This is a genomic window from Glycomyces dulcitolivorans (assembly GCF_003265355.1).
Taxonomy (GTDB): domain Bacteria; phylum Actinomycetota; class Actinomycetes; order Mycobacteriales; family Micromonosporaceae; genus Glycomyces; species Glycomyces dulcitolivorans.
The window spans coordinates 1-11,529 of record NZ_QFRW01000246.1 but is presented as its reverse complement, the minus strand read 5'-3'; the positions used below and the strand labels follow the sequence as shown (position 1 = coordinate 11,529).

Genomic DNA, 11,529 nt, shown 5'->3' with positions numbered 1-11,529 from the left:
GCCCGTCCGGCCGCTGCGCGTCTCCGCCGAAAAACTCCGACCCAATAGTGGAATGGAACGTTCCCTTCTGATATACTGATACTATGAGGCGGTCCGGACCACCGGGCCCGAGCTCGAAGGGACGCACCATGACCACCACCGAATGGAACCTGCTGGCCGAGGCCCACACCGCGCTGCTCGACGTCGTCAAGGGCGTCAAAGCCGATGACTGGAACCGCCCCACCCCCTGCTCGGAGTGGACCGTCGCGCAGGTCCTCCAGCACGCGGTCGGCGACCAGCTCGGCTTCGCCGCGGCCATCACCGGCGGCGACGGCCCTTCGTGGAACCCCTTCGCCCCCACCGGCGAGCCCATCGCGGACCCGGTCGAGTTCACGACTGCCGCGATCACCGCCGCGGCCGACGCCTGGGCCACCATCGCGAAGGACGCCTCCGAGGTCCCGGTCCCCGTGCCCCCCAACGTCCTCAACGCGGCCACCGGCGTCGGCGCCTGCGCCCTCGACGCCGCCGTCCACGCCTGGGACATCGCCGTCGCCACCGGGCAGCCCCAGCCGCTCTCCCAGTGGGCCGCGGGCGAGATCCTCATCAGCGCCAAGCAGATCGTCGAACCCCTCCGCGCCTGGGGCGCGTACGCCCCGGCGGTCGAGGCCGCCGACGGCGACGACGCCGTGGCCGACCTCCTGCGCTACCTCGGCCGCGACCCGAAATGGACCGCCTGAACCGAAGCCGAGACGCCGGGCCGCCGCACTAGCGCAGCGGCCCGGCGTCCATGTCCAGGAGTTCTTGCAGCGCAGTCGCTCCCGAGTCGGTGAGGCGGACCGCACGGGTCGAGCCGACCCGGCGCACCCAGCCCGATTCGAGGAACCGGTCGCAGACCGCGGCCCCGGCGAGGCCCGCGAGGTGGGAGCGGCGCTCGGTCCAGTCGAGGCACTCCTTCGCGGCGGTGCGGCGGCTGTGCGACCACCCGGCGGTGTCCACGCCGAGGGCGGTCTCCATCCAGTCGCGTCCCTTGTCGCTCAACGCGAACCCGGCCGTGCGATCGAGCAGGCCGAGCCCGGTCATGGCGTCGGTGACCGCGACGCCGAGCCGCCCGGCCAAGTGGTCGTAGCAGGTCCGGCCGCGCGCGAGCGCCGCCGACGCCGTCGACGCGCGCAGCCCCGCGGGGGCCTCGGCCACCGGAAAATGGCCGGCCAGGGACTCGATGAGCGCCGCCGTCTCGGGGTCCGCGAGTTGCACGTACCGGTGCCGGCCCTGCCGACGCTCGACGCACAGGCCCGAGGCCGTCAGCCGGTGCAGGTGCTCGGTCGCGGTCGACGCCGCGACCCCGGCCCGGCGGGCCAGCTCGCCCGCCGTCCACGCCCGGCCGTCGAGCATGGCCACGCAGAACGTCGCCCGGGTCGGGTCGGCCAGCAGCGCGGCCACCTCCGCCAGCTTCGCCCCCTGCGCGCGATCGGTCATGCCCCCGATTGTGCCCCCGCGACGCTTCGGCGGCCGCCGAACCCTCAGCGGCCTAGGTTCGAGCGATGACCACGCCTGCCAGCACTGACCTGCTCGCCCACCCGGGCCTCATCCCGCCGCCGGTCGCCCCTGGCGCGACCGAGGGACTCGCCTGGCTGCGGGGCAACGTCGCCCGGTTCGCCAGCGGGGAACCGCATCGGCGGCGGCGCGCACAGGCCGCGGACCTGTTGCACGGCATGGACACCGAGCAGTTGCGAGAGCGGGCCGCCGAGCTGGCCCGCGGGATCGTGGCCGCCGGGCCGGTCGACATCATGGAGTGCATCGCCCGCGACGTGCCGGTGCGCGTGCTCGCCGAAGCGATGGGCCTCGCGAGCGTGGAGATCGCGGCGGTCCGCGCCGTGGCAGCGGGCTATCTGAGCGGTGAAGCGACTGCTCAAAGCGATGCGGGCGTGGAGCGCCTGGTCGCGGCCTGCGGCGGCGTCCACGACGAGCCCACCGCCGCCCGGATCGGACTGCTGGTGCAAGCCTGCGAGGCGACCGCGGCCCTCATCGGGAACACCCTGGCGGCGAGGAGTTCCGTCGCGGCTCAGCTGCACGACGATCCGCCGGTCAAAGCGACCGTCCGCGTCGCCGTGGCCGAAGTCGGGACCATGCACCTTCGACCCGGCGACCAGGTCCGCATCGAACTCTCCGGCGACACCGCGTTCGGCGCCGGCCCGCACGCCTGCCCCGGCCGCGACCAGGCGATCGCCATCGCGGCCGGCGTCTGCGACGCCCTCCGCGACGCCCGCCTCCAGACCGAGCCGGTCGAATACGCACCCCTCCCCAACCTGCGCATCCCGACCCGCCTGGAGGCGACCCCGTGACCCGCGCCGCCGAATTCCTTGCCGCCCACCACGGTCCGCGCCCGCTGCTGCTCCCCAACGCCTGGGACCACGCCTCCGCGGCCGCCCTCGCCGCCGCGGGCTTCACCGCGATCGGCACCACCAGCCTCGGCGTCGCCGCCGCCCACGGCCTGCCCGACGGGGCCGCCGCGACCCGCGACCTCACGGTTGGTCTCGCCCGCACGCTCGCCGCGCTCCCGGCCCTGATCACCGTCGACATCGAAGGCGGGTTCAGCGACGACCCCGAGGAGGTCGCCGCGCTGGCCGCGACGCTCGCCGACCTCGGTGTCGTCGGCGTCAACCTCGAAGACGGCCGCCCGGACGGCACCCTGCGCGATCCCGGCGTCCACGCCGCCCTCGTCGCCGCGATCAAGGCCCGCCGCCCCGACCTGTTCGTCAACGCCCGGACCGATTCCTACTGGCTCGGCACGGACCGGCCCTTGGAGACCGCGCTCGCGCGGGCCGCGAGGTACCTGGACGCGGGCGCGGACGGCGTCTTCGTCCCGGGCGCCGTTGCGGCAGAAGACATCCGCACCCTCGCCGAGGAGATCGAGGCCCCGCTCAACGTCCTCTACGCCCCGGGCCGCCTCGGCCTCGACGAGCTCGCCGCACTCGGCGTCGCCCGCGTGAGCACCGGGTCCCTGCTCTACCGCACCGCCATCAGCGCGGCCGTCGACACCGCAGTGCAAGTGCGCGAAGGGAACCCGGTCCCGAGTGACCAGCTCTCCTACGGCGACGTCCAGCAGCTCGCGGTCGACGCGATCTTCGCCGAAGCCGACGCGGGCCGGACCCCGGCGACCCCCGGCATCGCCGCGAGGGCTACCGCCCGGGCGGCTCCGGTTCACGGGGCACCCGCGGGTCGGGCGCCGCGAACCACCTGACGATCACCGGGCGCGCTCCCGGCGGCGCGTCCTCGGGTCCGTGCATGAAGCGGCGCAACAGCTTCAGGTACTCCTCGTGGAACTCGCGCATCGCTTCGATGGGTCATGTGCCCGCCCCCGCGCGAACCCTGGGTCCAGCCTTCGGCGTGCTCCTCCCGCGCGAACGCGGCCGCCATCAGGTCCAGGTCCTCCTCGAACCGCGCCCGCAGGGCGGCTGCGCGAGAGCACAGCCGCCGAAGTGCCCGTCGCCGCTTAGAAGCTCGCGAGCTCTTCCGGGGTGAAGGCCCGCAGGATGCAGAACTCGTTCCCGGCGGGGTCGGTCATGACGACCCACGACGAGGTGTCGTCCTGGCCGACGTCGGACCGCTTGGCCCCCAGCGCCTCGGCGCGGGCGACCTCGGCGGCCTGGTCGTCGGGCCGCAGGTCGAGGTGGATGCGGTTCTTGACGTTCTTGCCCTCGGGGACCTTGATGAAGAGGATGTCCGGCGAGACGCCGTCCTGAGGGCTGCCCTCGGCGGGTTCGAGGACCACCTCTTTCTCGGTGTCGTGCGTGATCCGCCACCCGAGCAGTTCGGCCCACCAGGCGCCGAGGGTGCTGGGGTCTTCGCAGTCGATGATGATGCATTGCCAGTTCAAAGCCATTGGGCGACCTTAGGGTTGTTCGGATTCGAAGTCGACAGGTTATCGGGGGGTCAAGCGCCGAACCCGGCCGCCGCGAACCCCGCGAACCCCAGGGCCGCCAGGGGAACCGCTACCGCGAGGGCGATCAGGCGGGTGCGCCAGGTGCGGCCGAGGATCACGATCAGAGCGAGCCCGATCACGGTCACGATGGCGGCCGTGGTGAGGCTGTCGGTCCGGTACTCCTCGCCCATGTTCGAGCTGCGGCGGACCAGCACGCCGGCCTCGGCCAGGAACACCGCCCCGAGCGCGGCCAGGCCGACGACCGAGCGCCACAGCGAACCCGACCGCGACCAGGCGCCGAACGTCCCGAAGACGACCCCCGCGAGGACGCCGAAGGCCATCCAGATCAGCGAGCTCGTCGTCCAGAGGTTCGCGATGTCGTCGTTCTGGATGAGCGTCGCGGCCAGGTAGTAGCTCTCGACCGCGACCACCAGCAGGACCGCCCCGGCCAGCGCCGGGCGCCAGCGGCCCGCTCGCACCCACGCGCCGACGGCGAAGGCGCCGACCGCCCAGACCGCGCTCGAATTGGCGAGGTTGGCCCACGGGTAGGGGAGTTCGCGCTGGGCGATGAGGTCGACCGCGCCGAGGGCGAGGCCGCCGAGGACCGCGACCGCGAGGATCAGCGGGAGCGGGCGCCGGGTCAGGGAGTCGTCGGGCATGGCGGGAGTATTCCATGCGGGTCCGCGCGCGGACCGGGCGGGGATACCGGGTATTCAGTCGGGGCTGAGGCTGCGGGGGCTTGCGGGGGGCCAATAGGATGCCTACCGCATCGACCTCGCCCCCGATGCTCCCTGCACCCGCCCTAAGACGGAGACACCCGTGACCTATCCCCCGCCGAACCCGTACGACCCGAACCTGACGCCGGGAGCCGGCCAGCCGCAGCAGCCCTACGGGCAGCCGTCCCAGCCCGGTTTCGGCGCGCCGTCCCAACCCGGGTACAGCGCTCCGCCGCAGCCCGGCGGGTACAGCGCGCCGCCGCAGACCAGCGCTTACGGCGTCCCGCCCCAGCAGCCCGGCTTCCCGCCGCCGCCCGGGAGCCCGTACGGCGCGCCGCCGATGCCCCCGCCCACCGGCGGGGGCGGCAACGGCCTGCTCGCCAAGATCCTCGGCGGTGTCGGGGCCGTGGTCATCGGCATCGTCATCGTCGTCATCCGGGCCCTGGCCAACGACTCCGGCGACTCGAACGACACCGCGAACGACACGGCCACCGACACCGCGACCGACACGACCCTCTCCGACGAGGAGATGGAGGCCGTCGAGGCGGCCGAGGTCGGCGACTGCCTGTCCGACGCCGAGGTCGACGTCACCGCCGACCTGGTCGTCCCGTGCGACGACCCGGCCGCGTTCTGGACCATCACCAAGGTCTCCGACGACTCGGGCGCCTCCGTGAGCATCCTCGGCGACCTCGACGACACCGCGCCCGTCGCCGAGATCTGCGGCCAGGAGTACCTCGGCTGGACCCCCGGCGTGGCCTGGCAGTCCTACCAGGTCGTCTACACCGAGACCATCGAAGGCGCGGGCGGCCCGGTCGACTTCCTCTACTGCATCGACGCGATCGACAAGGAGGACTCCGAGGGCGGGCGCCCGATCGTGCCCGACGTCGGCGACTGCACCGACGGGACCCTGCGGACCTTCGACTGCTCGAACGCCTTGGCCGTGTACGTGGTCGACGACATCGAGACCTACGACCCGCCGGTCGACGAGCTCTCGTTCGACTACACGACCGCGCTCGGCGGGTGCCCGAACTCGGACTACTACGCCACGCCGGTGACCAGCGGGAGCGACATCCTGCCGCAGGTCTACCTGGCGTACTGCTCCAGCGACAACGCCTGACCGGGACCGGTTCAGGGGCGCGCGCCCCTGAACCGGGTCACGCGTCGGGCGCGTCCGCCCAGACGCCGGTCTTCGCGGTCTCGGCCGCCCAGTCGGCGAACGCGATCGGCTCGCGGCCGAGGATCTGCGCGACGGTGCCGGTGGTCTCGGTCATCCCGCCGTCGCGCATGAACTGATACATCAGGTTGAGGAACATGACCAGGTCCGAGGGCAGGCCCGCGGCGCTCAGGGCCTCGTCGTGCTCCTCCGGGGTCTCGGCGCGGAAGGCCACGGCCTTGCCGGAGGCGGTGGCGATCGCGGCGAGGGCCGCGTCCATCGAGAGCGACTCGGGGCCGGTGAGCTCGTACACCTTGCCGCCGTGGCCGTCCCCGGTCAGGACGGCGGCGGCGACTGCCGCGATGTCGGCGACGGCGATGAGCGGCTCGGTGGTGCCGGCGAGCGGCAGCGCCACCTCTCCGGCGAGGACGGCCGGGTAGTAGTCGCCCTCGCTGAGGTTCTCGTTGAAGTTGTTGGGCTGCAACACGGTCCACTCGACACCTGAGTTCTGGACGGCGACCTGCGCGGCGTACATGCCGATCGCCTCGTGGCCGACGCCCGCGACTTTTGCGAGTTCCTGGACGCGGCGGCCCGACTGGGCGACCAGGCGGCGCACGCCGGCCTTGACGGCGGCGGCGGCGAACTCGTCGGCGGGGAACGGGTGGTCCGGCGGGACGATGTAGACGGCGGTGACGCCTTCCAGCGCTGCGTCCCATGTGGACGGATCGGTGAGGTCGAGGGGGATCTCGGTGCTGCGGGAGACGGCGCGCACGTCGCGTCCGTCGGCCCGCAGGATCTCGACGAGGCGGCGGCCGACCTTGCCGGTCGCGCCGGTGACGAGGATGGTCTCATTCGCAGTGGTTTCGCTCATGGGATAAGTCAACCGCGGATGCCGTAGCGGATGAATGCTTGCGGAGCCACGTTCGATGCGCGATCGTCTACGGCCGGATCGGACTGCGGACCGGGCCGGGGGTGGCGAAACCCCCGGCCCGGCGCGGTCCCTGAGGCGCAGGGGACCGCGGGGTGCCGCGGACGGGCAGGGGCCCGCCCGCGGCGGGTCGGGTCAGGTGGCGGCGAATTCGGCGAGCATGGCGTTGGCGTACTCGAACTCCTTCATCGCGGATTCGATCCACGGATGCGGTTGGGGCTCTTGGGCCGCCTGCTGCATGTACCGCAGCCCGGCCTCGAAGGACCTCCCGGCGATCGTCGGGGGCTCGGGCTGCGGGCTGCCGTAGAGCTTGCCGCTCTCGGGGTCGACCCAGCCGAACTCCTTGAACGACACCTGGCCTTCGGAGTCGATCAGCTTGGCGGCCGAGTAGAACACCTCGGCGGCTTCGGCGCGGAGCTCCTCGGCGAGCTTCTCGTCCTTCGTGACGCTCGCCTGGGCCAGCAGGACCTGGCCCTGCCCGAGCTGCTCGTAGAAACTGAGGCGCTCGGCGGGGTTGACGGCGTAGTCCTCGAAGCGGAGGTAGGGGTTGCACACCCAGCAGTCCTTCGGCCAGCCCTTGCGCGGGCCCGCCACGGGGACTTCGAAGTCGACGCAGATCCGCTCGAAGACCTCGTCCTCCTCGTCCCAGACGAGGAAGCAGAGGCGCATGGTCGGGCCGCCCGCCTGGGCCGGCGCCGGTGCGAGCAGGACCGCCGAGAGGGCGAGGACAAGGGCGGCGAGCAGGACGCCGAGGGAGCGGACGGGTTTCTTCACGGTCGGTTTCACGGTCGGGGCCTCCATCACTGCGCCGCCAGGTCTGACAGGTTCTCGTACGCCTTGTCGAAGTGCTGCATGGCGGCTTCGACGGGCGGGTCGGGCTGGGGGTCCCACAGGTCGGCCTGGAGCAGGCCGATGCCGGCGGCGAGCTCCGCTCCGGCGGCGGGGAGCCACGGCTGGGGACTGGGGTCGGGGACGGTCTTCTGGTTCTCGTCGTCCCAGAGGCCGGTGCCGGAGAGCTCGATCGGGTACTTCTCGACGGCCTTCGCGGCGTCGGTGAAGAGCCCGGCGGCCTCGGTGCGGAGCTGCTCGGCGAGCTTCTCGTCGTCGGTGAGGTGGGATCTGGCGAGGGCGTCGAGGCCCTCGCGGAGAAGGTCGTTGAACTTCAGGTGGGCCGCCGGGTCGATGTCGTACTTCCAGAAGTCGACGAAGACGCCGCACTCGGGGCAGCCCTCCGGCGGCCACTTCGGGCCGAGTTCGGGGACCGGGATCCAGTAGCAGTGGAAGACGGTGCCGCTGCCGAGCGGGTTGGGGTACTCGTCGCAGACGAAGAGCCAGCCGGTTCGGGCCTGGGCCGGCGCGGCCGGTGCGATCGCGACTGCGGCGGCGGCGAACAGCACCGCGGCCGCGGTGAGGAGTCTTCGGAGGGTGAGGCGCATTGGCACTCCTTGCGGGAAAGGGGGATTGCCGCCTCAGTATGGAGTCGCCGACCGCTGACCGTGGGTACATGCGCTGGCTCTGACCTGGGACTGCGTGAGTCCAATGAAGACCAAACGGCCGGTTCGGGCGCGTTTGCGGCGCCGAACCGGCCGGAAAAATGGCACGCGGTGTGCCACGGGCCCCGGGGGAGAAGCGTTGGGGGCCTAGGCCACGACTAGGCGAGGCCCGCCAGGACCGCGGCGAAGCGCCCGGGGTGGACGAGGATGCCCGCGTGGCTCGATTCGAGGGTGTGGACGTCGAAGGGGTTGTCCGGCGTGAGCGCGTCGGCCTCCTTGATGAACAGGTCCTGGAGCTCGACGGGGATCGAGGTGTCCTGCGTCAGGCGCACATAGCTGCGGGGGATGCGGCCCCAGGTTGCGGCGTTCGCGCGGTCGTCCGGCCCGCCCGCGTCGAGGCTCTCGTCCGGGGTGAGGGTGCTCAGGAAGACGCGGAACTCGTCGTCGGTGCCGTCGGCGAGCATCGACTCCTTGAGGGCGCCGAGGAGGACCGGGTCGGCGGTGCGCCAGTTCATGCGGACCGCGCCCAGGCGGGCCGGGTTCGCGGCGGCCACGGCGAAGACCTGGTCGAGGACGCTGCCGGCGTTCTCGGGGCGGGTCACGTACTCGCCCGGCGTGTGCTCGACGCAGCACCACGCGGAGGCGTAGACGATCCGGTCGAACAGCTCGGGGCGGCGGTTCGCCACGGCCGTCAAGGTGACCCCGCCGCGGCTGTGGGCCACCGCGACGACCGGGCCGTGCTCCCTGGCGCGCTCCAGGATCGCGATGACGTGGTCGACGTTCGCCTGGAGGCCCACCCCGTCGAGGTTCGACGCCGCCACGGCCAGCTCCGCCGCGTCCTGGGTCTGGTACGCCGACGGGAAGCCCGCCGCGAAACCGTGGCCCGGCAGGTCGACCGCGAGCGAGCGGTGCCCGAGGAGGGCCAGCTCCCGCTGGAGCGGAGCCCAGGAGAAGGAGTTGGCGTTGGAGCCGTGGATGAGGACGAACGTCGGTGTCATGGCGCTCATGATTGCAAAGACTTCGATGCCTTGCGGCACCGGTTCTCCACGGTGTGCAACGCATCCCTCACCGGTCCTGCGTCGAGAAGCTCGAAATCGACGTCGAACATGCACAAGAACGCAGCCATGGTCAGCGCATCGGACCCGCCGAGCACGAGCAGGCAGCTGTGCTCGTCGATCGCCTCGACCACCCCGTCGGCCGCGTTGACGCCCGCGGCGATCTGCGCGGCCGGGGCCGCGAAGCGCACGCGCACGTGCAGCGGCCAGGCCGCCGGGAACCGCTCGGACAGGAACGCCGCGGCGTCGCCTCCCGGCAGCTCGCGCGGCGCGAAGCCCGGGCCGATCGGCCCGCGCGGCAGGATGCGGTCGATCCGGAAGGTGCGCCAGTCGTCCCGGTCCAGGTCGAAGGCCACCAGGTACCAGCGCCGGCCCCACGCCACGATCCGTGCCGGCTCGGTGCGCCGGAACGACGGGTCGCCGCCGTAGCTCGTGTAGTCGAAGCGCACGGAGAGCCGGTCGCGGCAGGCGGTCGCGAGGAGCGACAGGACTGATCCGTCCACTGTGGGCTGATCGTCCTCGGGGACGGTCGTCGTGGAGGACTCCAGTGCTCTGACCGGGCCGCGCAGGCGCGGCGGGAGGACGCGCTCCAGCTTCGCGAGGGCCCGCCCGGCGGACTCCTGGAGGCCCGCGACCGACCCGCCCGCGGCCGTGCGCAGCGAGACCGCGACCGCCACGGCCTCGTCGTCGTCCAGCAGCAGCGGCGGCAGCTTCGCGCCCGCTTCGAGGCGGTAGCCGCCGGTCGCGCCCATCGTGGTGTGGACGGGGTAGCCCAGCTCGCGCAGGCGGTTGACGTCGCGGCGCACGGTGCGGGCGCTGACATCGAGGCGCTCGGCCAGCTCGGTCGCGGTCCAATCGCGCGGCGTTTGCAGGTGCGACAGCAGGCGCAGCAGCCGCGCAGAAGTCTCCAACATGCTTCGATTCTCCCTTGGAAGTAGGACAGAACCTGGCCGACATGGCCTCTAGCGTGGAATCCATGGAACACAGCAACGAGATCCGACCCTTCCGCATCGACGTCCCGCAGGCCGACCTCGACGACCTCGCCCGCCGCCTCGCCGACACCCGCTGGCCCTCCGAGCCCGCTGGTGCGGGGTGGAGCCGCGGCGTCCCCGTCGGCCCGCTCCAAGAACTCGCCGAGTACTGGAGCACCGGCTACGACTGGCGCGCACAGGAAGCCGAGCTCAACCGGCTTCCCCAATTCGAGACCGAAGTAGACGGACAGACCATCCACTTCGTCCACGCCCGCTCGCCCGAACCGGACGCGGTGCCGCTCATGCTCGTCCACGGCTGGCCCTCCTCGATCACCGAGTTCGCCGCCGCAGTCGGCCCGCTCACCGACCCCCGGGCGCACGGCCTGGACGCCGGGCGGGCCTTCCACGTCGTCGTCCCCTCGCTGCCCGGGTTCGGGTACTCGACCCCGCTGCGCGAGACGGGCTGGAACGCCGAGCGGATCGCCAAGGCGTTCAACGAGATCATGGACCGGCTCGGGTACGAGCGGTACGGCGTCCAGGGCGGCGACATCGGCTCATGGGTCGCCCCGGAGATGGCCCGGCAGGCGCCCGAGCGGGTCATCGGCGTGCACATGAACGCAACGCTGACCTTCCCGACCGGCGCCGAGGGCGAGATGGAGGCCCTGAGCGCCGCCGACCGGGAGCGGTGGCAGCGCATGCAGGCCTTCAACGACGGCTACCTCCAGATCCAGGGCAAGAGCCCCCAGACCCTCGGGTACGCGCTGGCCGACTCGCCCGCGGGGCAGCTCGCGTGGATCTACGAGAAGTTCGCCGAGTGGACGGACGTCCCCGAGGGCGCGCCGGCGGCGGTGCCGGACCGCGACTTCCTGCTCACCGATGTGAGCCTCTACTGGTTCACGCGCAGCGGCGGCTCGGCCGCGCACTTCTACTACGAGTTCGTCAGTGGCGCTTCATGGAGCGTCGAGGAATGGAACGGCGCGGGCGAAGACGGCGACTGGAGCGCAGGCGGTGCTGAGGCAGGCGCCGAAGGCGCCGCCGAGAGCGGCGAATGGTCGGGCGGCGGCGCCGAATCGGCCGCATGGACCCCCGAAAAACTGGAGACCCCGACCGCGGTCCTCCTGTCGAAGCACGACGTGGCCGTCCGCCCGTGGGCCGAACGCGACTTCAACGTGGTCCGCTGGACCGAGTTCGACGAAGGCGGCCACTTCTTCGCCTCCGAGCGCCCGGCCCTCTTCACCGCCGACGTGCGCGCCTTCTTCACCGACCTGAAGTGAGAACGGCAGTCCGCGGACGGGCGCGAGCCCGTCCGCGG

Annotated in this window: 13 protein-coding genes; 5 read left to right on the top strand and 8 right to left on the bottom strand. The window is 72.3% G+C overall.

The window, feature by feature from the left end:
* Nucleotides 1-128 precede the first annotated feature (128 nt).
* Nucleotides 129-716 (top strand): TIGR03086 family metal-binding protein, encoded by a 588-nt coding sequence (locus DI269_RS16425; protein ID WP_112137713.1) that lies wholly within the window; start codon nucleotides 129-131, stop codon nucleotides 714-716.
* A gap of 28 nt (nucleotides 717-744) precedes the next feature.
* On the opposite strand, the gene DI269_RS16420 is transcribed toward DI269_RS16425, so the two are convergent.
* Nucleotides 745-1,455, bottom strand: a complete 711-nt coding sequence (locus DI269_RS16420) for an ArsR/SmtB family transcription factor (protein WP_112137711.1) — start codon at nucleotides 1,453-1,455, stop codon at nucleotides 745-747.
* Between the two features lie 65 nt (nucleotides 1,456-1,520).
* On the opposite strand from DI269_RS16420, the gene DI269_RS27820 reads away from it, so the two are divergent.
* On the top strand, nucleotides 1,521-2,321 hold the full coding sequence (locus DI269_RS27820; RefSeq protein WP_198667483.1) for a hypothetical protein: 801 nt from the start codon (nucleotides 1,521-1,523) through the stop codon (nucleotides 2,319-2,321).
* Nucleotides 2,318-3,220 carry an isocitrate lyase/PEP mutase family protein gene (locus DI269_RS27815; RefSeq protein WP_198667482.1) on the top strand — a complete coding sequence of 301 codons (903 nt, stop codon included), beginning with the start codon at nucleotides 2,318-2,320 and terminating at the stop codon, nucleotides 3,218-3,220. The genes DI269_RS27820 and DI269_RS27815 overlap by 4 nt, the downstream gene beginning before the upstream one ends.
* A gap of 252 nt (nucleotides 3,221-3,472) precedes the next feature.
* On the opposite strand, the gene DI269_RS16410 is transcribed toward DI269_RS27815, so the two are convergent.
* Both DI269_RS16410 and DI269_RS16405 read right to left on the bottom strand, forming a co-directional pair.
* On the bottom strand, nucleotides 3,473-3,862 hold the full coding sequence (locus DI269_RS16410; protein ID WP_112137708.1) for a VOC family protein: 390 nt from the start codon (nucleotides 3,860-3,862) through the stop codon (nucleotides 3,473-3,475).
* 50 nt (nucleotides 3,863-3,912) lie between these two features.
* Entirely contained in the window at nucleotides 3,913-4,560 is a 648-nt protein-coding gene (locus DI269_RS16405; RefSeq protein WP_112137706.1) for a DUF6518 family protein, read from the bottom strand.
* Between the two features lie 160 nt (nucleotides 4,561-4,720).
* Here DI269_RS16405 and DI269_RS16400 point away from each other — a divergent pair, with 160 nt between their 5' ends.
* Nucleotides 4,721-5,734 (top strand): single stranded DNA-binding domain-containing protein, encoded by a 1,014-nt coding sequence (locus tag DI269_RS16400; RefSeq protein ID WP_112137704.1) that lies wholly within the window; start codon nucleotides 4,721-4,723, stop codon nucleotides 5,732-5,734.
* Nucleotides 5,735-5,771: 37 nt separating this feature from the next.
* On the opposite strand, the gene DI269_RS16395 is transcribed toward DI269_RS16400, so the two are convergent.
* The 5 genes from DI269_RS16395 to DI269_RS16375 all read right to left on the bottom strand — a co-directional run bounded on the left by DI269_RS16395 (nucleotide 5,772) and on the right by DI269_RS16375 (nucleotide 10,160).
* Complete coding sequence (locus DI269_RS16395) at nucleotides 5,772-6,641, bottom strand: NAD(P)H-binding protein (protein ID WP_112137701.1); 870 nt, start codon at nucleotides 6,639-6,641, stop codon at nucleotides 5,772-5,774.
* Nucleotides 6,642-6,833: 192 nt separating this feature from the next.
* Nucleotides 6,834-7,484: a hypothetical protein gene (locus tag DI269_RS16390; protein WP_157975039.1), complete on the bottom strand. Its 651-nt coding sequence runs from the start codon at nucleotides 7,482-7,484 to the stop codon at nucleotides 6,834-6,836.
* Nucleotides 7,485-7,498: 14 nt separating this feature from the next.
* A complete protein-coding gene (locus DI269_RS16385) occupies nucleotides 7,499-8,134 on the bottom strand; it encodes a hypothetical protein (protein WP_112137695.1) in 636 nt (211 codons plus the stop codon).
* 215 nt (nucleotides 8,135-8,349) lie between these two features.
* A complete protein-coding gene (locus DI269_RS16380) occupies nucleotides 8,350-9,189 on the bottom strand; it encodes an alpha/beta fold hydrolase (RefSeq protein ID WP_112137716.1) in 840 nt (279 codons plus the stop codon).
* Between the two features lie 5 nt (nucleotides 9,190-9,194).
* Nucleotides 9,195-10,160 (bottom strand): helix-turn-helix transcriptional regulator, encoded by a 966-nt coding sequence (locus DI269_RS16375; RefSeq protein WP_112137693.1) that lies wholly within the window; start codon nucleotides 10,158-10,160, stop codon nucleotides 9,195-9,197.
* A 62-nt stretch (nucleotides 10,161-10,222) separates the two neighbouring features.
* Here DI269_RS16375 and DI269_RS16370 point away from each other — a divergent pair, with 62 nt between their 5' ends.
* Nucleotides 10,223-11,491, top strand: a complete 1,269-nt coding sequence (locus DI269_RS16370) for an epoxide hydrolase family protein (RefSeq protein WP_198667481.1) — start codon at nucleotides 10,223-10,225, stop codon at nucleotides 11,489-11,491.
* The last annotated feature ends 38 nt before the right edge of the window (nucleotides 11,492-11,529 follow it).